The 22368-nt window shown below is 44.9% G+C and carries 24 protein-coding genes; 21 read left to right on the forward strand and 3 right to left on the reverse strand.

The window, feature by feature from the left end:
• Nucleotides 1-47 precede the first annotated feature (47 nt).
• From deoD to FJR71_RS01970, 3 genes are read left to right on the forward strand one after another with little or no spacing between them, the layout of a single operon-like run.
• Nucleotides 48-758 (forward strand): purine-nucleoside phosphorylase, encoded by a 711-nt coding sequence (gene deoD / locus FJR71_RS01960; RefSeq protein WP_048716249.1) that lies wholly within the window; start codon nucleotides 48-50, stop codon nucleotides 756-758.
• Nucleotides 758-1516: a hypothetical protein gene (locus FJR71_RS01965; RefSeq protein ID WP_140813953.1), complete on the forward strand. Its 759-nt coding sequence runs from the start codon at nucleotides 758-760 to the stop codon at nucleotides 1514-1516. Before deoD ends, FJR71_RS01965 begins: the two co-directional genes overlap by 1 nt.
• 10 nt (nucleotides 1517-1526) lie before the next feature.
• On the forward strand, nucleotides 1527-2258 hold the full coding sequence (locus FJR71_RS01970; RefSeq protein ID WP_140813954.1) for an NAD-dependent protein deacylase: 732 nt from the start codon (nucleotides 1527-1529) through the stop codon (nucleotides 2256-2258).
• A gap of 72 nt (nucleotides 2259-2330) precedes the next feature.
• Here FJR71_RS01970 and FJR71_RS01975 read toward each other — a convergent pair whose 3' ends face one another.
• Nucleotides 2331-3239: a LysR family transcriptional regulator gene (locus FJR71_RS01975; protein WP_048689847.1), complete on the reverse strand. Its 909-nt coding sequence runs from the start codon at nucleotides 3237-3239 to the stop codon at nucleotides 2331-2333.
• A 138-nt stretch (nucleotides 3240-3377) separates the two neighbouring features.
• On the opposite strand from FJR71_RS01975, the gene FJR71_RS01980 reads away from it, so the two are divergent.
• From FJR71_RS01980 to FJR71_RS02065, 18 genes are all read left to right on the forward strand, one after another.
• Nucleotides 3378-4745 (forward strand): DUF6688 domain-containing protein, encoded by a 1368-nt coding sequence (locus tag FJR71_RS01980; RefSeq protein WP_140813955.1) that lies wholly within the window; start codon nucleotides 3378-3380, stop codon nucleotides 4743-4745.
• 191 nt (nucleotides 4746-4936) lie between these two features.
• The gene (locus FJR71_RS01985) at nucleotides 4937-5743 is read left to right on the forward strand and encodes a dihydroorotate dehydrogenase electron transfer subunit (protein WP_048689839.1); all 807 of its coding nucleotides are present in this window, start codon (nucleotides 4937-4939) and stop codon (nucleotides 5741-5743) included.
• A gap of 10 nt (nucleotides 5744-5753) precedes the next feature.
• A complete protein-coding gene (locus FJR71_RS01990; protein ID WP_048689836.1) occupies nucleotides 5754-6692 on the forward strand; it encodes a dihydroorotate dehydrogenase in 939 nt (312 codons plus the stop codon).
• 375 nt (nucleotides 6693-7067) lie between these two features.
• Nucleotides 7068-7760, forward strand: a complete 693-nt coding sequence (pyrF, locus tag FJR71_RS01995) for an orotidine-5'-phosphate decarboxylase (RefSeq protein WP_023023089.1) — start codon at nucleotides 7068-7070, stop codon at nucleotides 7758-7760.
• Between the two features lie 266 nt (nucleotides 7761-8026).
• The gene (pyrE, locus tag FJR71_RS02000; protein ID WP_140813956.1) at nucleotides 8027-8656 is read left to right on the forward strand and encodes an orotate phosphoribosyltransferase; all 630 of its coding nucleotides are present in this window, start codon (nucleotides 8027-8029) and stop codon (nucleotides 8654-8656) included.
• A 60-nt stretch (nucleotides 8657-8716) separates the two neighbouring features.
• Complete coding sequence (locus FJR71_RS02005) at nucleotides 8717-9589, forward strand: GNAT family N-acetyltransferase (RefSeq protein WP_246040086.1); 873 nt, start codon at nucleotides 8717-8719, stop codon at nucleotides 9587-9589.
• A 39-nt stretch (nucleotides 9590-9628) separates the two neighbouring features.
• Nucleotides 9629-11164: a glycosyltransferase family 39 protein gene (locus FJR71_RS02010; protein ID WP_140813957.1), complete on the forward strand. Its 1536-nt coding sequence runs from the start codon at nucleotides 9629-9631 to the stop codon at nucleotides 11162-11164.
• A gap of 9 nt (nucleotides 11165-11173) precedes the next feature.
• On the forward strand, nucleotides 11174-11830 hold the full coding sequence (locus FJR71_RS02015) for a uracil-DNA glycosylase (RefSeq protein WP_140813958.1): 657 nt from the start codon (nucleotides 11174-11176) through the stop codon (nucleotides 11828-11830).
• A 20-nt stretch (nucleotides 11831-11850) separates the two neighbouring features.
• Complete coding sequence (locus tag FJR71_RS02020; protein WP_006596439.1) at nucleotides 11851-12315, forward strand: NUDIX hydrolase; 465 nt, start codon at nucleotides 11851-11853, stop codon at nucleotides 12313-12315.
• A gap of 11 nt (nucleotides 12316-12326) precedes the next feature.
• On the forward strand, nucleotides 12327-13595 hold the full coding sequence (locus tag FJR71_RS02025; RefSeq protein ID WP_140813959.1) for a dihydroorotase: 1269 nt from the start codon (nucleotides 12327-12329) through the stop codon (nucleotides 13593-13595).
• A gap of 53 nt (nucleotides 13596-13648) precedes the next feature.
• Nucleotides 13649-14488 (forward strand): SGNH/GDSL hydrolase family protein, encoded by an 840-nt coding sequence (locus tag FJR71_RS02030; RefSeq protein ID WP_125336154.1) that lies wholly within the window; start codon nucleotides 13649-13651, stop codon nucleotides 14486-14488.
• Complete coding sequence (locus FJR71_RS02035; protein WP_048715892.1) at nucleotides 14460-15116, forward strand: YpmS family protein; 657 nt, start codon at nucleotides 14460-14462, stop codon at nucleotides 15114-15116. Before FJR71_RS02030 ends, FJR71_RS02035 begins: the two co-directional genes overlap by 29 nt.
• Before the next feature lie 314 nt (nucleotides 15117-15430).
• Nucleotides 15431-16993 carry a 2-isopropylmalate synthase gene (locus FJR71_RS02040; protein WP_140813960.1) on the forward strand — a complete coding sequence of 521 codons (1563 nt, stop codon included), beginning with the start codon at nucleotides 15431-15433 and terminating at the stop codon, nucleotides 16991-16993.
• A gap of 11 nt (nucleotides 16994-17004) precedes the next feature.
• Nucleotides 17005-18042 carry a 3-isopropylmalate dehydrogenase gene (leuB, locus tag FJR71_RS02045; RefSeq protein WP_140813961.1) on the forward strand — a complete coding sequence of 346 codons (1038 nt, stop codon included), beginning with the start codon at nucleotides 17005-17007 and terminating at the stop codon, nucleotides 18040-18042.
• Nucleotides 18039-18308, forward strand: coding sequence for a DUF1294 domain-containing protein (locus tag FJR71_RS02050; RefSeq protein WP_048689804.1), 270 nt, complete (start codon nucleotides 18039-18041; stop codon nucleotides 18306-18308). Before leuB ends, FJR71_RS02050 begins: the two co-directional genes overlap by 4 nt.
• 2 nt (nucleotides 18309-18310) lie before the next feature.
• Nucleotides 18311-19693, forward strand: coding sequence for a 3-isopropylmalate dehydratase large subunit (gene leuC, locus FJR71_RS02055; protein ID WP_140813962.1), 1383 nt, complete (start codon nucleotides 18311-18313; stop codon nucleotides 19691-19693).
• Nucleotides 19694-19704: 11 nt separating this feature from the next.
• The gene (gene leuD / locus FJR71_RS02060; protein WP_048689798.1) at nucleotides 19705-20295 is read left to right on the forward strand and encodes a 3-isopropylmalate dehydratase small subunit; all 591 of its coding nucleotides are present in this window, start codon (nucleotides 19705-19707) and stop codon (nucleotides 20293-20295) included.
• A gap of 97 nt (nucleotides 20296-20392) precedes the next feature.
• A complete protein-coding gene (locus FJR71_RS02065; protein ID WP_006596430.1) occupies nucleotides 20393-21178 on the forward strand; it encodes an L-threonylcarbamoyladenylate synthase in 786 nt (261 codons plus the stop codon).
• Nucleotides 21179-21263: 85 nt separating this feature from the next.
• Here FJR71_RS02065 and FJR71_RS02070 read toward each other — a convergent pair whose 3' ends face one another.
• Both FJR71_RS02070 and FJR71_RS02075 read right to left on the reverse strand, forming a co-directional pair.
• Nucleotides 21264-21896, reverse strand: a complete 633-nt coding sequence (locus FJR71_RS02070; protein ID WP_048689792.1) for a DUF421 domain-containing protein — start codon at nucleotides 21894-21896, stop codon at nucleotides 21264-21266.
• The gene (locus tag FJR71_RS02075; RefSeq protein ID WP_048689788.1) at nucleotides 21893-22345 is read right to left on the reverse strand and encodes a DUF3290 family protein; all 453 of its coding nucleotides are present in this window, start codon (nucleotides 22343-22345) and stop codon (nucleotides 21893-21895) included. The genes FJR71_RS02070 and FJR71_RS02075 overlap by 4 nt, the downstream gene beginning before the upstream one ends.
• Nucleotides 22346-22368: the final 23 nt, after the last annotated feature.

A 22368-nucleotide genomic window follows, 5' to 3' on the forward strand; every position in this document is an offset into this window, starting at 1 on the left:
AGTTTCCTATTTTTACTTTGTTCTCTGTCACCCTTTATATCTTAATTATGTCTATCCATATTGCTGCTAAGCAAGGTGAAATTGCTGATAAAATTCTTCTTCCTGGAGATCCTCTTCGTGCGAAATTTATCGCTGAGAATTTCCTTGAGGATGCTGTATGTTTTAACGAAGTCCGGAACATGTTTGGTTACACAGGTACTTACAAGGGTCATCGTGTATCTGTTATGGGAACTGGAATGGGGATGCCATCCATCTCTATCTATGCGCGTGAGTTGATCGTGGACTACGGCGTGAAGAAATTGATCCGTGTGGGTACAGCTGGTTCTTTGAATGGCGATGTCCACGTCCGTGAATTGGTCTTGGCGCAAGCTGCCGCAACCAACTCAAACATCATCCGTAACGACTGGCCTCAATACGATTTCCCACAAATCGCAAGCTTTGATTTGCTTGATAAGGCCTACCACATTGCCAAAGACCTTGGTATGACCACTCACGTTGGGAATGTCTTGTCTTCTGATGTCTTCTATTCAAACTACTTTGAAAAGAACTTGGAGCTTGGTAAATGGGGCGTGAAAGCTGTGGAAATGGAAGCAGCGGCTCTTTACTATCTTGCTGCTCAACACCATGTGGATGCCCTTGCCATCATGACCATTTCTGATAGCTTGGTCAATCCAGATGAGGATACGACTGCAGAAGAACGTCAAAATACTTTCACTGATATGATGAAAGTTGGTCTTGAAACCTTGATCGCAGACTAATGACAGAAAACCTTCATGATGAGTGGCTCTACGACCTTCAGACCTACCAGTATAGTCGGGCCCTACGCTCTGCTAGGAAGCAGAAGAGTGTGCCAGAACTGGTCTTGATATTATTGCAGTTAATGGCCGAGCGTCGAGAGCTCAATATCCAACCAATCATGAACCAAAAGTTGAAAACTGACTTGCTAGATGCAACAGGTTTTCAGCTTTTTTGGCATGAAAATCCTGAAGAGGAACAGTTGGCGAACTATCTGTATGATTTAGAAGCCAAGCTCCGCAACGAGCAGATTATCGACTTTATTCGGGCGGTGAGTCCAGCTATTTATCGGATCTTTATGCGTTTGATTGAGATGCAGATCCCTGATATTGCGGACTACATTCACAACTCTAAAGAGTCCAGCTATGACCATTGGAAGTTTGACAAGATTCGGGCCTCTGAAAATCCAGCATTGCAACAATTCCATAGCGAGAGTGCGGTCAATTCGTCCAGTTTGACGGAGTTGATCTTACTCTTGGACTTGACAGATTCCATCAAGGATGCGGCCAAGCAACTGCGGGAGTTGGAGAAATCTGTCCGCAATCCTCTGGCCCACTTGATCAAACCCTTTGATGAGGAAGAATTGCACCGGACGACTGGTTTCTCCTCCCAGCATTTTATGGAACTCTTGGTGAGTTTAGCCCAGGAGACGGGGATTGTTTACCGGCGAGAACCTTTTTACTTTGACCAGGCCAATGCTGTTATCGAGGCACTCTTGTAAGGAGGAAGACATGGATAAACTGAAAGAGTTGCAAGAAATCATTGATCAGAGTCAACGGATTGTTTTTTTCGGTGGGGCAGGCGTCTCAACAGAGTCCAATATCCCTGATTTTCGGAGCTCTGATGGTGTTTATAGCGTCACCTTAGGGCGCCATTTTACAGCAGAGCAACTGGTCTCTCATACCATGTTTGAGCGTTATCCAGAGGACTTTTTCGACTTTTACAAGAAGTACCTGCTCTATCCAGATGCCAAGCCCAATGCAGCCCATCGCTATCTGGCTTGGCTAGAAGAGACCGGTAAGCTCATGGCAATCGTGACGCAAAATATTGATAGTCTCCATGAAATGGCAGGGTCTAAAAAAGTCTTGAAACTCCATGGTAGTGCCGACCGCAATTACTGTACGGGTTGCCAGCGCTTTTATGATCTGGAAGCCTTTCTAGCTTTGGAAGGGCCTGTTCCGCGTTGCTTGGACTGTGGCAAGGTGGTCAAGCCGGATGTGACCCTCTATGAGGAAGCCCTTGATATGGAGATCTTTAGCCAAGCAGCCAAAGCCATCCGAGAGGCAGATCTGCTGATTATCGGTGGTACCTCCCTCGTCGTCTACCCAGCAGCCAGCCTGATCCAGTATTTACAAGGGGAGAAGCTGGTCGTCATCAATAGGACCAGTATCCCACAGGACAAGCAGGCAGACCTGGTCATCGAAGGGAAGATTGGCCAAGTGTTTTCGAAATTAAGACAATAAAAGAACACCTGAGAGAAGTGGAAATCCACTTGTTTCAGGTGTTTTTATTGTGCTTGTGTAGCTAGTTAGTTCCTATTTATCAAATTGGACTTCCTCAAGTAAGTATTCGATAAATTTCTCACCCATCTTAGAGAGGCTAGCTTTCTCGTGTTGGATGTAGACCAGCTCGATTGGGTCATCGATATCTAGCGGGATGGAGACGATATTGTCTCCGTTGAGGTTGCTGTTAAGGATACCAGTCGCAATGGTGTAGCCGTCCAGACCAATCAAGAGATTGAAGAGGGTGGCACGGTCACTGACGACGATGGACTTTTTGTGATGCTCTTGGGAGAGGATTTCTTCTGAGAAGTAGAAGGAGTTGTGGGTCCCTTGGTCGTAGCTGAGATAAGGGAAGTCTTCTAGATCTTCTAATTTCACCACCTCTTTGTTAGCTAGAGGGTTGGTCTTGCTGACGAAGATATGAGGTTGGGCAGTGAAGAGGTGGGTTGCCTTGAGGTGGCTGTCATCCAGCATTTTAGAAAGGACATCCCGGTTGTACCCATTGAGGAAGAGGACACCGATCTCACTACGGAAGTTCTTGACGTCATCGATGATTTCCCAGGTTCTGGTCTCCCGTAGGAAGAGCTCGTATTTCTCCATATCGCTTTTCTTGAGGAGAGAGACGAAGGCTTCGACTACGAAGGCATAGTGCTGGGAGGATACGCTAAAGAGCTCCCGATTGGCTACTGGGTTTTTATAGCGTTCTTCTAAGAGTTGGGTCTGCTCCACGACTTGTCGTGCATAAGAAAGGAACTCCATCCCATCCTTAGTCAGAGTGATCCCTTTGGGGTTACGGATGAAGATATCAATTCCCATTTCTTTTTCCAAGTCCCGCACAGCATTGGACAAACTTGGCTGGGTGATGAAGAGTTGCTTGGACGCCTCATTCATAGAGCCTGTTTCGACGATTTTGATAATGTAATGTAATTGTTGGATTCTCATGCTTATATTTTAACATACTTTTGACAGAAAATCCTAGCTAGTATCAGTCTCTAGAATGATTTTTCCCTATAAAACAGGTTTAGAATTGAAGGATTAATTGTAGCTTGATAAAATGAGGGAAATGATGGAGGAGATGTGATGAAGAAAATCGTTTTCTGGTACAAAAAATGGAACCAGGAACTGGAGACCAAATTTTTAGCCAGTCTATTAAAGATTAACTTTATGACCAACTTATTGATCTTTCTTGGATTGTACGTCTTTCTAATCCTTGGTAGCTTACCAGGAAATATCCAATCTTTGGGTTTCTGGAATGCTATTTTTGGAGTCGCAATATACAGTGTTACAATTCTTGTTCATGCCCTAGGGGTTAGTTATTTTGTTCCCAATATCTTTGTGATTCTGTATGTTATTTCTCGCTGGTCTACGATACAGGCCCAGACCTTGGAAAAGGAACTGGTCGGTGTCTATGAAGAAAAAGAAGAAGAAAAAATTAAACGAAGGGTCAACAATCGCAAGTACTTTGTGATCCTATGGATAGGAGTCTTTGGCTGTATCCTGGAATCCTTCGTCATCTATCTGGTAAAGGATCTGACTGGTTATGATTGGACCCATCAGCTCATCAATGAGCAGAAGCATACCATAATTTGGTCGGAGGCTCTCCCGACGATTCTTACCTTAGCACTGATTTCCTTCCTAGCTCTGGTCATCTATTCTTATAGGGATGCCAATTCCTTGTCCCCGCTTTTGAACATTTTTTGTATTAGTGGGATATTGATGGGCTTGGTATTGTTAGGGGTGTTTGACATCCAGGTACAAGTCATCGGTTGTCACACGGTCTTCTTGTTGGTTTATTCTATTAGTCTCCTGCGGACCAGGATAAAGGAGTGGGAGGGAGCTGATCCCATTAAGGCCTATGACAATCCAATTCTCCAGCGCTTTCACCTGATCCTCCGCCAATCCAAACACTGGCCTTGGTTGGCAGTCGTCTTTGCCCTCCCCTTGTTAGCGGTATTGGTCATGGTTCTCATGCTCTTTGGTCAACGTCCTGATAGCTTGGTCAAGGCCTGGACCAATACGGCAGATTGGACCTTCTCGGAAAAGATCCCTCCTCAGAATCTCATCATGGATGAGCACTATCTCTGTACGGTTGCGGCTGGTGGCCATGAAAAAGTTGTCAAGCCCCAACGGATGGGAGTCCGGCATGGTCATCCTGTTGTGGTGAATCGCCAGCTCTGTATTGCCAATGCCTTTGAGCAGGTTCTAGAAGAAAAAACGCCACGTTTCCATCGCTTCCTGCGTCGTAATTATGACCGCTATGGCTACCCCTTTGCCAAACATATCAAGAAGAAATGGGCCATGGATGTCATTTACTATCTGATGAAGCCCCTGGAATGGATCTTCTTGTTGGTTCTCTACTTAGTCGATCGCAAGCCAGAAAATCGCATCGCTTTACAGTATATCCCACCGGTACCAGAAGGGTTTTCTCCTGAGACAGATGGGAAATGAGCGGAGCCCTCGGGCTTCTACTTGACAAGCGACAAGGAGAGCGATATAATGAGACAAATTTAACCTTTAAGGGGTCCAGAGAGGCCTGCAAGGAAAGACAGAAAAAAGATCAGCGGACCGAGTCTAGCTGATCATTTGTAGGACCTTGCTTTTGCGAGGTCTTTTTTGCTGGAAGAAAGAAGAGGAAACCAATGGTCAGTGACAGCTGTAAAAAACGGTTTGGAAAAATCATGATGGAAGACATGGAGTTAATCGCTCAAGAAGAGATTGCGCCACGGATTTTTTCAATGGTCTTGAAGGGGGAAATGGTGGAGCAGATGCTACCGGGGCAGTTTCTCCATATCCGTGTACCGGATGACTCTAAACTCCTTCGTCGTCCCATTTCCATCTCAGAGATTGATCCAGACAGCAAGACCTGTCGCCTCATTTATCGGGTAGAAGGGGGAGGGACAGCCATCTTTTCTCACTTGCCTGTCGGTAGCTTCCTCAGTGTCATGGGTCCTCAAGGAAACGGCTTTGACCTTAAGGGTCTTGGTCAAGGGGCACGTGCCTTGATCATCGGTGGCGGGATTGGAGTGCCTCCCTTGGTCCAAGTGGCTAAACAACTACATGAGCAGGGAGTAGAAGTCCATTCTGTCCTTGGATTTGCCAATAAAGAAGCTGTGATCCTGGAAGAAGAATTGAAGCAGTACGGCCAAGTCACCATTACAACAGACGATGGTTCTTATGGTACCAAGGGTTATGTGTCAACAATCGTTGATCAGATGGACCAGGAGTTTGATGCCGTCTATTCTTGTGGGGCACCTGGTATGCTCAAATATGTCAATACCAAATTCCATGACCATCCTCGCGCCTATATTTCTATGGAATCGCGTATGGCCTGTGGGATGGGTGCCTGCTATGCCTGTGTGGTGCATCTGGAAAATGAGAGCCAAGCAGCCAACAAGCGCGTGTGTGAAGATGGACCGGTCTTTGAAACTGGTACGATTGTGATGTAGGGAGGAAAGTATGACAAGTAATCGATTAGCTGTATCCTTACCAGGATTAGACTTGAAAAATCCCATTATTCCGGCTTCCGGCTGTTTTGGCTTTGGTCAGGAATATGCCAAATACTATGATTTAGACCTGCTTGGATCCATTATGATCAAGGCGACAACCGCTGAGGCTCGCTTCGGAAATCCCACACCACGTGTTGCCGAAACACCTGCCGGCATGCTCAATGCCATTGGGCTCCAAAATCCAGGGGTAGACGTGGTTCTATCAGAGAAACTTCCTTGGTTGGCCCAGCATTATCCAGATCTACCGATTATCGCCAATGTAGCTGGCTTCTCTAATGAAGAGTATGCGACGGTATCTGGCAAGATCTCGCAAGCACCAAATGTCAAGGCCATCGAGCTCAATATCTCTTGTCCCAACGTAGACCATGGCAACAATGGCCTCTTAATCGGACAAGTTCCTGAGTTGGCATATGATGCAGTAAAAGCAGCGGTAGAAGCCTCCTCCGTTCCTGTCTATGTCAAATTAACACCTAGTGTGGCGGACATTACTCAAGTCGCAAGGGCTGTAGAAGATGCAGGGGCTAGTGGCTTGACCATGATCAACACGCTAGTCGGGATGCGCTTTGACCTCAAGACTGGCAAGCCCATCATTGCCAATGGCACAGGTGGCATGTCAGGTCCAGCTATCTTCCCAGTAGCCTTGAAACTCATCCGCCAAGTAGCCCAATCGACCAAACTTCCGATTATTGGGATGGGCGGTGTAGATTCAGCAGAAGCAGCCCTGGAGATGTTTATTGCTGGTGCCTCTGCAATCGGAGTAGGAACTGCTAACTTTACAGATCCATATGCTTGTCCGACCATTATCGAAAATCTTCCACAGGTCATGGATCAGTATGGAATAACTAGCTTGGAAGATTTACGTCGGCATGTCCGAGAAAATCTATTATAAGGATTATCAAGAAAATAAAAAATGCCTGCTGGCTACAACCCCAACAGGCTACTGAGTAAGTTACAACTAAAACAACCCTTACTCAGCATAGAAAATATCTTACAGGAAAATCGGTAATATGTCAAGTTTTTTGTTATGATCAAGGACTCTTACTAGTCTAATCCGAAAAGACAGACTGAATCCGAACGTTTTTCGATTATTTCTTGACTTTTCTTTCATATCGTACTACAATGTAGAAAAACCTTTAAAGTAGTCCTGAGAGGCTCCTAAGGTCTAGACGGTGAATCAGGGTAGATACTACCTAATTTTCGTGTAACCTTGCCTCGGGCAAGGTTTTTTTGTGGAAAAAATGTCAGCCATAAAAAGGAGAAACCCATGCGTGAAGAACGTCCCATCATCGCCCTTGATTTTCCAGCTTTTGAAGATGTCAAAAACTTTCTAGAACATTTCCCAGAAGATGAAAAACTGTTTGTAAAAATCGGAATGGAATTTTTCTATGCAGTCGGCCCAGAAATTGTTCACTATCTGAAAGGTCGTGGCCATAGCATTTTCTTGGATTTAAAATTGCACGACATCCCAAATACGGTTAAGTCAGCCATGTCTGTCCTAGGCACCTTTGGTGTGGATATGGTGACAGTTCATGCAGCCGGTGGTGTAGAGATGATGCGCGAAGCCAAAAAAGCACTTGGACCAGGAGCTAAGTTGGTAGCGGTGACTCAATTGACCTCTACCAGTGAAGAAGACATGCGTGATTGCCAAAACATCCAAACCACTGTCCAAGAATCAGTAGTTAATTATGCCCGTAAGGCGCAAGAAGCAGGCTTGGATGGCGTTGTTTGCTCAGCCCATGAAGTAGATTTGATCAAGAAAGCTACATCAGAAGAGTTTGTTTGTGTGACCCCAGGGATCCGTCCTGCAGGAGCAGAAATTGGTGACCAAAAACGGGTCATGACCCCACAAGAAGCCCATGCCATCGGTTCAGACTACATCGTGGTTGGACGTCCGATTATCCAAGCAGAAAACCCATGGGATGCTTATCATGAAATTAAGAGACAATGGAATAGTTAAGAACGTCTTAGAAGCTGTGCTTCAAGACGTTCTATGGGAAGCCCGATAGGGCCTTCCCTAAACTATTCACTAGATTATGAGAATAAAAAGTATCGTTTTATTCTCATAATCGTCGGAACACTAATTGCTACTAAAAGTGAAACTTTTGTAGCTCTACGGGAAGCCCGATAGGGCCTTCCCTGAACTATTCACTAACCTGTACAGTCGTTTAAAAATAAATAATTGATTTAATTCGTATTCGATTAAAATCGTAAAAAGGAGTTATCATGTCATTAGCTAAAGATATTGCCAGCCATCTTCTAAAAATTGAAGCCGTTTATTTGAAACCAGAAGAGCCTTTTACGTGGGCTTCTGGGATTAAGTCCCCTATTTATACGGATAACCGTGTGACCCTCGCTTATCCTGAAACTCGTACCTTGATTGAAAATGGATTTGTAGATAAAATCAAGGAAGCCTTCCCTGAAGTAGAAGTGATTGCAGGTACAGCAACTGCAGGGATTCCTCACGGAGCCATTATTGCGGACAAGATGAATTTGCCATTTGCCTACATTCGTAGCAAACCAAAAGACCACGGTGCTGGTAATCAAATTGAAGGCCGTGTACCACAAGGTCAAAAGATGGTCGTAGTGGAAGATTTGATTTCTACTGGTGGATCTGTCTTGGAAGCTGTCGCAGCTGCGAAACGTGAAGGAGCAGATGTCCTTGGTGTGGTGGCTATCTTTACCTACCAACTAGAGAAGGCAGATAAGAAATTTGCGGAAGCTGGCGTTCAACTTGAAACCTTGTCTAACTACACAGAATTGATCCATTTGGCTGAACAACAAGGTTATATCACTTCTGAAGGTTTGGAACTGTTACGCCGTTTCAAGGAAAATCAAGAAACTTGGCAAGACTAAAGTATAATGGAAGAGGGCCAACGTTTGGCTCTCCTTTTGTTTTTGTAAAAGGAAGAAAAAATGATGCAGCTTGAAAGACGCACTCGTCTGAGTCTAGAAGAAAAGAAGCAGTGTGAACAGCTTGTGAGAGCCTGTCACCAATATGACCATACCTATCGCTTGCCCTATTTGGACAATCTCTATAATGATGATCCTACGATGCCAGCATTTATCCTTGCATTGGTGGAGGGGCAGCTGGTTGGATTTTTGTCCATCTATGCGGATGAACCCAAGGAAGCAGAGGTTCAGCTCTTTGTGACTCCTTCTTTTCGTCGACAAGGTATTGCCCGTTCCTTATGGGAAGACTTTATGGACTTGGCCAAGGACTATCAGCTAGAAGAACGACTATATGTGTCAGAGGTTCGGTTTTTGGATCAAAACACGGACTTACTTAGCCATTTTCATTTAGTGGAGGCAGAAGAGGAAGACCACGAACTTTGGTTGGAGGCCCCATGTCAGGTCACCGACCATGAGAAGAGAGAAGGGCTGATGGTATTGGAAGCTGTGGAGTCCATGCTCCAAGAGATCGCGCATTTTCAATCCAAGGCTTTTGAGACAGATCTTGATTATGCCCTTAAGTACGCGACCGAGTCCTTAGATGGGCAGGATACCCGTCTCTTTGTCTTGCGTGACCATGAGCAAGTACTTGCTTCTGTTACGGTGGATTTATCTCAGGGAACGACCTATTTCTTTGGATTAGCCGTTGACCCGGATCATCTCCGTAAAGGGTACGCACGCTATCTCTTACGAAGTGTGATGAATCAGATGGCTACAGAAGTGGAGCAGCAATTTCAGATTGTCGTTGAAAAAGAGAATCAAGCAGCCCTGAGTCTATATCTAGGGCTTGGCTTCACCATCCAAACTGAAGTCCTCTATTTGATGGAGAGCCGATAGAATCCAGCGAAATCCCTATTTTTTTGCTATAATGGAGCTATGTTAGTAAAAAGTAAAAATGTCTTATTTGGATTGCTCCATCTGGTCATGTTGCTTCTGATGGTGCACTGGTTTGTCATTAGTGTCGTCTACCTAAAAGATATTTCGGGATGGGGCCTTGTAGTTGGGGGACTTTTCTTTCTCCTAGCTTATGTTGGTCGCTCCTATCTCAAAAGAGCCTTTGCCTGGTTGATGAAACACAAGACCGGATTGATGGTTGGAGCGATTCTGGTTCAGATTGTTTTTATGCTGTCTGCGGAACTCTTTATCCGTCGGGATGCCGCGGTGGTCTATACGGGAGCCTTTGGCCTTCTAAAAGAGTCCTCCATCTCTAGTTACCTGAGCCGGAATCCCAATAACCTTCCCTTGTTCTTGTACGAACGCTTTTTCTACCAAATCTTTGGTGGGGCAGGCCTCTGGGTCATGCAAGTTCTCAACATAGTATTTGTGAATGCAGGAGCCATCCTCTTGTATCGTTTAGGGCTGAAACATTATGACCAAAAAGTAGCAGACTGGGTGTATACGCTCTATGTGCTCTTAATCTGTTATTCCCCTTATTTTTACTCCATGTACACGGACATTCCGCCTCTTCCTCTCATCGCCTTGCAATTAGGGCTAGCCTTGGATCTCTTAAAAGGGGGCGACAGTGGTGAACAATGGAAGACATCCTTGTGGCTTGGCCTCTTATCAGGGCTTACTATGCTGATCCGTCCGACGACTATTATTGTTGTGATGGCCTTTTGGATTGTTCTCTTCTTTAAAGGGCAGTGGAAGGTCTTTGGAACAGTCTTTGCTTTAACCCTTTTATCAACTGGTCTGGTCTTTGGAGCTCTGAATACAGCTGTCAAACACCAAACGGCTGTGCCTATTTTAAAAGGGGAAGGTCTGGCTAAAGGACCGCTCTTGTTTATTAACTTGGGATTGACGGATATTGGTCACAACCAAGCAGATATGAAAGAAGGTCTCTTGAAATATGTCGACGAAGATAAGAGAGACGAGTACAATAATGGGATGTTCAAGAACGAATATATCATGAAAGAAATCAAACGGCGCTTGAAGGAATATGGTCCGATTGGACTCCTGGGACACCTTTATACCAAGCAATCCTTGACGGTGGCAGAAGGGACACTTGGTTGGCTCTATCGGGATGTGGAGTATGAGAAGACTCCCGTTATCAATCCTCTTTACGAGCGCTACACTAAGGATTTCCCCTTTGCTAAGTGGGTTCGGACCTACTTCTTGAGTACGGATCGTCCTCAATACAAATATTATGAGTTCCTTAAACAAGTCATTTGGATCATCATGGCAGCTGGGCTGGTCTTTGTCTATCTGAAGAAAAGAGAAGAGGATGATATCCACTTCTTGTCATTAGCTGTATTTGGTGGACTCCTCTTTTTGACCATGTTTGAAGGTGGAAAAACTCGCTACCTCATTCAATTTTTACCACAAATTCTCTTACTAGCTTCAATTGGTCTAGCGGATCGCCCAAAGAAATGGCTTCTCGCTAGCAGAGGCTCTTCAGAAACCCATATGTAAGGAGATAGCATGCAGCATTCAAGTTGGCACCAATTGCTTAAGGAGCGGCTTCCAGAGGGCTACTTTAAGCAAATTAATCAATTTTTAGACCAGGTCTATGCATCAGGGACCATCTATCCGCCACGTGAAAAGGTATTTCAGGCCTTAAAGACAACGAATCTGGAAGAGGTTAAGGTTGTGATTCTAGGTCAGGATCCCTATCACGGTCCTGGTCAAGCACAGGGGCTCAGCTTTTCTGTACCGGATGACATCCCAGCACCTCCATCCTTGCAAAACATTTTAAAGGAGTTGGCGGAAGATGTGGGGCTTAAGCCTTCCCATGATTTGACGCCTTGGGCAGAGCAAGGGGTTCTCTTACTCAATGCCTGTCTGACAGTGCCTGCTGGGCAAGCCAATGGGCATGCTGGCCTGATTTGGGAAGAGTTTACGGATGCAGTTATTCGCCTAGTCAGTCAAGAGGAGGAGCATGTCGTCTTTATTCTGTGGGGAGCCTATGCTCGGAAGAAGAAGTCTTTGATTGATGCAAGCAAACACTTGATTATAGAAAGCGCCCATCCCAGTCCCTTATCGGCCTATCGCGGTTTCTTTGGCTCCCGTCCTTTTTCAAGGACCAACGCTTATTTAACGGAGATGGGTCGCGAGCCGATTGATTGGTTGCGAAGTTAGGAAAATAGAAAGAAGAAATAATGCCACAGTTAGCTACAATTTGCTATATCGATAATGGAGAAGCATTTTTGATGCTTCATCGCAATAAAAAGCCCAATGATGTCCATGAAGGCAAATGGATCGGTGTTGGTGGAAAATTAGAACGCGGGGAAACTCCTCAAGAGTGTGCTGCTAGAGAAATTCTTGAAGAAACGGGTCTAGTTGCTAAGCCAGTTCTAAAAGGAATTATCACCTTCCCTGAATTTACTCCCGATCTAGACTGGTACACCTATGTCTTCAAGGTGACAGAGTTTGAAGGGGAACTCATCGAGTGTAACGAGGGGACACTGGAGTGGGTGCCTTATGATCAAGTCTTAAGTAAGCCAACTTGGGAGGGGGACCACACCTTTGTCGAGTGGCTCTTGGAGGATAAACCCTTCTTTTCAGCTATGTTCCGCTATGATGGGGATCGCTTGCTAGAGACCCATGTTGATTTCTATGAATAAAGGAGTAGAAGATGTTAGTCATTAAAAATGGTCGGGTAATGGATCCGAAAACTGGTTTGGACCAAGTATGTGATCTTTTGGTAGATCAGGGGAAAATTGTGGAAATAGGTCCATCTCTTTCTTATGAGGGAGCCCAAGTTATCGATGCGAGTGGCAAGGTGGTAGCGCCAGGTTTGGTGGACATTCACGTTCACTTCCGGGAACCAGGTCAGACCCACAAGGAAGATATTCACACTGGAGCTCTGGCTGCTGCAGCTGGTGGTTTTACCACAGTTGTCATGATGGCCAATACCACTCCAACTATTTCGGATGTCGTGACCTTAAAAGAAGTCTTGGATTCTGCTGCTAAGGAAGCCATCCATGTCAAAACCGTTGCGACGGTTACCCAGAACTTTGATGGCCAACATCTCACTGACTTTGAAGGCTTGTTACAAGCTGGAGCTGTTGGTTTCTCAGATGATGGGATACCGTTGCAAAGTACCAAGGTAGTCCGTCAGGCCTTGGAAGAAGCCAAACGTCTGGGGACCTTCATTAGTCTTCACGAAGAAGATCCAGAGTTGAACGGCATTCTGGGACTCAATGAGCACATTGCTCGGGAGCATTTCAAAGTTTGCGGAGCGACTGGTGTGGCAGAATACTCGATGGCAGCGCGTGATGCTATGATTGCTCACGCGACAGGTGGCCACCTCCACATCCAACACCTCTCGAAAGCTGAGAGTGTCAAGGTGGTCGAGTTTGCCCAAGCGATCGGTGCTCCTGTTACAGCAGAAGTAGCTCCTCAGCATTTCTCTAAGACTGAAGACCTCTTGCTGTCTAAGGGAAGCAATGCCAAGATGAATCCGCCTCTTCGTCGGGAAGAAGACCGTCGTGCAGTCATCGAAGGCTTGAAGTCAGGAGTCATTACCGTAATCGCGACAGACCACGCGCCTCATCATGCGGATGAAAAGAACGTAGCCGATATCACCAAGGCTCCTTCCGGCATGACAGGATTAGAGACATCTCTATCGCTTGGTTTGACCTATTTGGTCCATGCAGGAGAGCTCAGCTTGATGGAACTCTTAGAAAAAATGACCTATAATCCTGCTAAATTATATAACTTTGAAGCGGGTTATTTGGAAGTCGGTGGACCAGCGGATATTGTGATCTTTGATCCGGATGCTGACCGTTTAGTGTCTGATCATTTTGCTTCTAAGGCAGCTAATTCACCGTTTGTTGGTGAATCCCTCAAGGGACAGGTGGCCTATACTATCTGCCAGGGCAAGATTGTCTACCAAGCCTAAACCTGACTTAAAAATAAGAAAGTCAAATTGAAAGCTGGACGAATGAGGAGTATATGAATAGTAGAAAAATACTAGAGATGATCTTGTATTGTTTGGTCACTTTTCTGGTCTGCTTTTTTCTGGTCAATTGGCTCCTTCCTTCGGCAGAACCAGTGATGACCAAACCGTTAACAAGTGCCAAAAAGAAGGTAGTCACCTATGTAGCGATTGGGGATTCCTTGACCAAAGGCGTAGGAGATAGCACCAATCAAGGAGGTTTTGTCCCTCTGCTCGCTCAGAGTTTGACCAATGAATCCGGTCTTGAATTCAAAGCGATCAACTATGGTGTTTCTGGTAACACGAGCGGTCAAATTTTGTCACGTATGCAGGAGAAAAAGGAGATTCGAAAAGACCTGAAGAAGGCTCAGTTACTGACCATTACTGTCGGGGGCAATGACCTGCGAAAGGCCATTCTTGAGGATACCAGTAACTTAGATCTGGACCGTTTTGAAAAAGCATCGAAGACCTATGAGAAAAATCTCAAACAGATCATCGAATTGGGCCGTAAGGACAACCCGGATCTGCCCGTTTACGTGGTGGGGATCTATAATCCCTTGTATCTCAACTTCCCCGATCTAACGGAATTGCAGACCCTTGTCGATCAGTGGAACCAAAGAACGGAGGAGACCCTCTCTGCCTATCAAGGCGTCTACTTTGTTCCAATCAATGACCTCCTTTATAAGGGCATTGATGGCAAGAGTGGGGTGACAGAATCTGAATTAGGAAAAGAGACTGTAACCAATGATGCCTTGTATGATGAGGATAGTTTCCATCCCAATAATACTGGTTATGAGATCATGAAAGAAGCCGTACTGGAGAAAATACATGCAACTGAGAAAAAATGGTTCGAGTGAGAAGAAGGTTAAGCCAGCAACCACAGGACCTCATTTTAAGGAGAGACGAGAAAAAACGCCAATTAACATCTGGAAATGGCTCTTTCTAGGCTTGGTCAGTTTCTTGCTGGCAACAAGTCTAGTCGTATGGACTCGTTTCTCAACGGTACGAGAGGATGTCCGGCAACTACAGACTCCTAGCCAAGGAGGAGATGTCAAGATCGGCAGTATGACCACAACTAGGGCTCAACTAAATGAAACCATCAAGGTCATGCTTAAAAGTTATCATTTGAGTGATTATCAACTGTATGCAGACAACCAACAGATGTTACTAGAGGGGAAGATGGACTTTTTAGGAAAGGAGTACCCGCTCTATATCTATTTCCAGCCAAGTAAGCTAGAGGATGGGAGTATCCTCCTGACCCTCAAGGATTTTTCAGTTGGGACCTTGAAACTTCCTAAGAAGACCGTGATGCAGGTGCTGTCTACAAACAAGGATCTACCTGATTTTGTAAAAATTGATAGCAAAGAAGCGACGATCAAGATCGAGCTTGCCAAGATTAAAAATGAGATGGATTTCTATGTCAAGGCCAATACCATTGATCTATACAATGATCAAATCATCTTTGATCTCTACAGGAAAAAATAAGAAGATCAGGCGAAAGTAAGAAAGCGACTTTCGCCTTTATTTTGTTTCTATTCAAAAAATTCAGAATATTATAGAAAATTCTTGACATTAATTTTCCCCTATGCTAAAATACTAAACAAGACATCAATCAAAGGAGAAAGTCAGACATGAAAACAGCTAAGTTTATTCAATTTGCTTTGTTGTTGAGGTACTCGGGCTAGTGCAAAAGCATTAGTCCTGTTTGGCTTACCAAGCGGGAGTAACAAAACATCTCGCTTAGGTAACTGGCGAGATGTTTTTATTTTATTCACTATGTTTAGAAAAGAGGAGACCCTATGCGTAAAGTTGAATTTTTAGATACCAGTCTTCGGGACGGTGAACAGACTCCAGGAGTCAATTTCTCCATTAAAGAAAAGATTGCCATTGCCAAGCAATTGGAAAAATGGGGCATTTCTGCTATTGAAGCAGGTTTTCCTGCAGCTAGTCCGGATTCCTTCACTGCTGTGCAAGAGATTGCGAAGGTCTTGACCAAGACTGCTGTGACAGGTTTGGCTCGCTCCGTTAAATCCGATATCGATGCTTGCTATGAAGCCTTGAAAGATGCCAAGTATCCGCAAGTTCACGTCTTTATCGCAACGAGTCCCATTCACCGGGAGTTTAAACTCAACAAGACCAAGGAAGAAATTCTTGAAGCCATCAAAGAGCACGTTTCTTATGCGCGTTCTAAGTTTGAAGTTGTTGAATTCTCACCCGAAGATGCGACACGGACGGAATTGGATTTCCTCTTGCAAGTTGTCCAGACTGCGGTCGATGCAGGGGCTAGCTACATCAATATTCCTGATACAGTCGGTTTCACGACACCAGCAGAGTACGGAGCTATTTTCAAATACTTGATCGACCATGTCAAGACGGATCGTGAGATTATCTATTCCCCTCATTGCCATGATGATCTAGGAATGGCTGTGGCTAATAGCCTCGCCGCTGTCAAGAATGGAGCTGGTCGTGTCGAAGGAACCATCAATGGCATCGGGGAACGGGCAGGCAATGCGGCACTTGAAGAAGTAGCGGTCGCTCTTAATATTCGCGAAGACTATTTCCAAGTGGAGAGTCCGATTGTCCTTGATGAAACCATCAACACCTCTGAGTTGGTTTCTCGTTACTCTGGGATTCCAATTCCTAAAAACAAGGCAGTTGTTGGTGGCAATGCCTTCTCACACGAGTCTGGGATTCACCAAGATGGGGTTCTTAAAAATCCTCTTACTTATGAAATCATCACCCCTGAGTTGGTGGGTGTTAAGAGCAATAGCCTTCCACTTGGCAAATTGTCCGGTCGCCATGCCTTCGTTGAAAAACTGCATGAGTTGGGACTGGAATTCACAGAAGAAGACATCCAGCCATTGTTTGCTAAGTTCAAATCTCTGGCAGACAAGAAACACGAGATCACTGATGCCGATATCCGCGCCTTGGTGGCTGGGACTGCAGTGGAAAATCCAGAAGGCTTCCACTTTGATGATCTTCGCCTCACAACCAATGAAGATGAAAGCATCACTGCAGCAGTCAGTCTGAAAAATGAAGATGGTGAAATTCTTGAATACCTTGCCAAAGGTCAAGGTTCAGTGGAAGCAATCTTTAACGCTATTGATCAATTCTTCCACCAAGAAGTTCGTCTGACTTCCTACACCATTGATGCGGTGACAGATGGAATTGATGCCCAAGCGCGTGTGCTGGTCACTGTTGAAAACGAAGCGACGGATACCATCTTTAATGCTTCTGGTTTAGATTTTGACGTATTGAAGGCGTCAGCAATTGCCTATATCAATGCCAATACCTTGGTGCAAAAAGAGAATGCTGGAGAGATCGGTCACATTGTATCCTATCGTGATCTACCAGATGCCTAAAGGAGAACACTATGACGAAGAAGATTGTCGCCCTAGCTGGAGACGGAATTGGACCAGAGATCATGGAGGCTGGCCTGTCCGTGCTGAAAGCAGTGGCAGAAAAAACAAATTTCGACTATTCAGTCCAAGCTCATCCATTTGGGGGAGCAGGGATTGATGCGGCTGGTCATCCTCTACCAGCTTCTACTCTAGAAGCTACAAAGGAAGCGGATGCCATTCTCTTAGCGGCTATCGGAAGTCCTCAGTATGACCAAGCACCGATTCGTCCGGAGCAAGGCTTGTTAGCTCTTCGTAAGGAGCTCAACCTTTATGCCAACATTCGTCCGGTCAAAATCTACGATGCCCTCAAGCACCTCTCTCCATTGAAGGAGGAGCGCATCCATGGTGTGGACTTCGTAGTGGTTCGCGAGCTCACCGGAGGGATCTACTTCGGAGAGCATATCTTAGAAGAAAATCAAGCACGGGATATCAACGACTACTCAGTTGAAGAAGTAGAGCGAATCGTGCGGAAGGCTTTTGAGATTGCGCGGAGACGTCGCAAGAAAGTCACTAGCATTGATAAACAAAATGTCCTCGCAACCTCCAAGCTTTGGAGAAAAGTAGCTGATCGAGTGGCTCAAGACTTTCCAGATGTGACCTTGGAGCACCAGTTGGTAGACTCAGCAGCCATGCTCATGATTACCAATCCATCTCGCTTTGATGTCATCGTGACGGAAAACCTCTTTGGTGATATCCTTTCAGATGAGTCCAGTGTCTTGTCTGGCACTCTTGGGGTAATGCCATCGGCTAGCCATTCAGAATCAGGTCCAAGCATGTATGAGCCAATTCATGGATCGGCTCCAGATATTGCGGGTCAAGGCGTGGCGAATCCAGTCTCGATGATCCTCTCTGTTGCCATGATGATGCGAGAAAGTTTTGATCGAGAAGAAGATGCTAGCCGCATTGAAAAAGCAGTCGAAGCGACTCTTGCTGCAGGGATCTTTACGAGAGACCTAGGAGGCAGTGCTTCGACAAAAGAAATGACAGAAGAGATTATAAAACGCTTATGAGTGTAAAAGGAATGATTACTGGCTTGATCCTTCTATGGAATCTCTTCGTAGGGATTCTCTACGGAGTTGATAAGGAAAAGGCCAAAAGAAATACTTGGCGGATACCAGAAAAGACCTTGCTCTTTTATGCTTTTGCAGTTGGAGGGCTAGGAGCCTGGATAGGAGGGCTACTCTTTCATCACAAGACACAGAAGTGGTATTTTAAGGTCACCTGGCTCTTAGGAACCCTTCTCACACTTTACACACTCTACGCTTTATGGAGGTAAGGATGGCAGGAAAATCAATTTTTGATAAAATCTGGGAACGGCATGTAGTGACCGGTGAGGAAGGCCAGCCCCAACTCATGTATGTGGACCAACACTATATCCACGAGGTGACCAGTCCCCAGGCTTTTCAAGGGCTTAGAGACACTGGTAGAAGGGTTCGGAGACCAGATTTAACCTTTGGAACCTTTGATCACAATGTCCCGACTGTTAACATTTATGATATCCGGGATGTGATTTCCAAGGCTCAGATTGATAAATTAGCTGAAAATGTCAAGGACTTTGGGATCGATCATGCAGGTCATGGTTCAGAAAAACAGGGAATTGTCCATATGGTTGGTCCTGAAACAGGACGTACCCAGCCTGGAAAGTTCATTGTCTGTGGAGACAGCCATACGGCGACCCATGGAGCTTTCGGCGCCATTGCCTTTGGAATTGGGACCAGTGAGGTGGAGCATGTCTTTGCGACTCAGACCATCTGGCAGGTCAAACCGAAGAAGCTCTTGGTCGAGTTTACTGGAAAGCCTCAGAAGGGGATTTATGCCAAGGACTATATTTTGGCCTTGATTGCTCGTTATGGCGTAGCCTGTGGGGTTGGCCATGTGGTCGAGTATAGAGGGGAAGCAATCGATAGCCTCACCATGGAAGAGCGGATGACCATCTGCAATATGTCCATTGAATTCGGCTCTAAGATGGGGATTATGAATCCAGATGAGACGACTTTTGACTATCTCCGTGGTCGTGAATGTGTGCCAAAAGATTTTGAAGCTGCAGTAGCCGATTGGCAGTCCCTGGTCAGTGACAACGATGCGACATATGATAGAGTCATCACCATCGATGTATCCCAGTTAGCACCCATGGTGACCTGGGGGACCAACCCTTCTATGGGAGTCGACGTGGAAACAGCCTTTCCAGAAATTCGGGATATGAATGATGAACGGGCCTATGCCTACATGGATCTCCAACCAGGTCAAAAGGCTTCAGACATCGAGTTGGGCTATATCTTTATCGGATCTTGTACCAATGCCAGACTCAGCGATTTGCAGCTGGCTGCCCGTTTCGTAGAAGGGAAGAAAATTGCCCCTAATTTAACCGCCATCGTAGTTCCAGGTTCCCGTCCTGTCAAACGAGCAGCGGAAAAAATGGGTTTGGATAAGATCTTTCTGGATGCTGGCTTTGAATGGCGTGATCCAGGATGCTCTATGTGTCTCGGGATGAATCCAGACAAGGTGCCGGATGGCGTCCACTGTGCCTCTACTAGCAACCGAAACTTTGAAGACCGCCAAGGATTTGGGGCTAAGACCCATCTCTGTAGCCCCGCAATGGCCGCTGCAGCAGCAATAGCCGGTCGCTTTGTCGATGTGCGCCAAATGCCAGAAGTTGAGTAAAAGGAGGAATCATGGAGAAATTTACCATTTATACGGGAACTACGGTTCCTTTGATGAACGATAATATCGATACCGACCAAATCCTTCCCAAGCAATTTTTAAAGCTGATTGATAAAAAAGGCTTTGGTAAATACCTCATGTACGCTTGGCGCTACTTGGATGATCAATACACCGAGGATACAGAATTTATCTTTAACAAACCAGAATACAGCAAGGCAACCATCTTGATTACTGGCGACAATTTTGGGGCTGGTTCTTCTCGGGAGCACGCAGCCTGGGCTTTAGCTGATTATGGCTTTAAAGTCGTTATCGCCGGCTCTTTTGGAGATATCCATTACAATAATGAACTCAATAATGGGATGCTACCAATAGTCCAGCCTTTAGAGGTTCGTCAAAAGCTGGCAAGATTGAAGCCGACAGATGAGGTAACGGTGGATTTGGAAGAGCAGAAGATCATCTCGCCTGTTGGAGAATTTAGCTTTGAGATCGATGGGGATTGGAAGAACAAATTACTCAACGGTCTAGATGATATTGGGATTACCCTCCAATACGAGGACTTGATTGCTGCTTATGAGAAGAATCGGCCCGCCTATTGGCAATAAAAATTGTATAGTTAATTAAGAATTTTCAGAAAATACATTGAAGCTTTTTGGGAATTTTGATAGAATAGAAAAAAAGAAATAGAAGAGGACGAAATTTATGACAAAACACATTCAATGGGACGGAACACTTTCACAAGAAGGATTTGACATTCTTAAAGGAGAGGGTGGCTGTATCGTCTGCCCTACCAAAGTCGGCTATATCATCATGACTAGCGACAAAGCTGGCTTGGAACGGAAGTTTGAAGCCAAAGAACGTAACCGCAACAAACCAGGTGTCGTTCTTTGCGGAAGTATGGATGAACTTCGTGCCCTTGCTCAATTGAATCCTGAAATCGAAGCCTTCTACCAAAAACATTGGGATGAAGATATCTTGCTTGGTTGTATCCTTCCTTGGCGTGAAGATGCTTATGCAAAATTACAAGCCTTCGGAGATGGACGCGAAGAACTCATGACAGATGTTCGTGGAACCAGCTGTTTTGTCATTAAATTTGGTAAAGCTGGTGAGCAAATCGCCAAAGAAATGTGGGAAAAAGAAGGCAAGATGGTTTACGCCTCTTCAGCCAATCCTTCAGGTAAAGGAAACCGTGGTAAGGTTGAAGGAATCGGTGAGCGCATTGAAGGTGCCGTAGACTTGGTCATCGAAGCTGACGATTATGTAGCCTCTATCCAACCAGACAAAACCATTGAAACACGCTATGAACAAGGGGTGATGGTCTCAATGGTGGATGCAGAAGGAAAACTCATCCCAGAACAAGGAGCAGGCAGCCGTTCTGTTAATACTTGTCCAGTTGTGATCCGTAAAGGATTGGATATCGATAAGATCATGATGCACCTATCCGATCATTTCAACTCTTGGAACTACCGCCAAGGGGAGTACTATTAAAAGATAGATGTATTAAAAAGGTCGTTACTTACAGTAACGACCTTTTTGCGTTTTTTTATTATTTACTAATAGCTGACTTCCAATCTTAGTAAGTCACTACATTAATCTCGCCCTTATCGTACTCAGCGATAAAGATGTCATCAACAGTTTCGAATCCTTTTTTATTGAGTTCGGCCATGAGCCATTCTTCAGTTTTACCAATGGTCTCTAAGATCTCTACTTGGACCACACCATCTGTAATGATTGGGTATTTGGGATTTTCATCTCCCATTCGAACGATTATGAGTTGGCCATTTTGTTCGATGACGGCTCTTTTGACTTCTTTCAATTGGAAGACCCCTTGAGAGCGCAACTTAAGAGCGACGTCAGAAGCAGAAAGGCCTTTTGAGCGACAAGCTTCTGGATCTAATTTTCCGTTTTTTATGATAATAGTTGGTTTTCCATCAATCAGATGTTTGATGAAGTAAACATTGGTATTAAGCCATTTGAGTGACAGAATCAAAATCGTCCAGATGATGAGGATGACGATATATTGAAGGATGGTAATCGAGCTATTGTAGATGACCCCGCCGATAATACCCCCGAGAACAAAGTTCTGTATTTGGTCTACTGCAGAACTTGGAGCTAAATTTCCTTTTCCTGTTACGTTAATAACAAAAACAAGAGAAAGAAGCCCCAAGGCCAATTTAATTGCAATTGTAGCAAAAAAGCTTATCATTTTTCAACCTCCACCAGTTCTACATCTGTTTTATATAAGTCCATTTTTTCAAGTAAATAGCTATCTGGGTCTGTTCCGCTAATCGCACGATAGAATTGCTTGTCTACCTTGATAATAGCTCCGTCGGTCGTATCCGAAGTATTGACATAGACATCTTCTTTATCTACACCTAATTCTTTTGAAACAACTTCGATAAAGTGTAGGGAAGAGCGGAATTGATTGTCATTAGACTGATTGTTTTGAAAATTTGAAATGCCAATCAAAACAACGGCTACTAAGATTAAGACAGAAATAATAGACAATTCACGGAACTTACTTCCACGTTTATCCTTATATGCCTTAAAGACAAAAAAAGCAGTTACCAACACTAAGAGAATGGACATAATCACCATAACCCAATTTTGCTGGCTAATCTGACTAAGTACATAGTCGTAGGAATAGAATTTCATAAAAACCCTCTCTTTTGTTAATT

Source organism: Streptococcus xiaochunlingii (genome assembly GCF_006385805.1).
In the GTDB taxonomy this organism is placed as follows: Bacteria; Bacillota; Bacilli; order Lactobacillales; family Streptococcaceae; genus Streptococcus; species Streptococcus xiaochunlingii.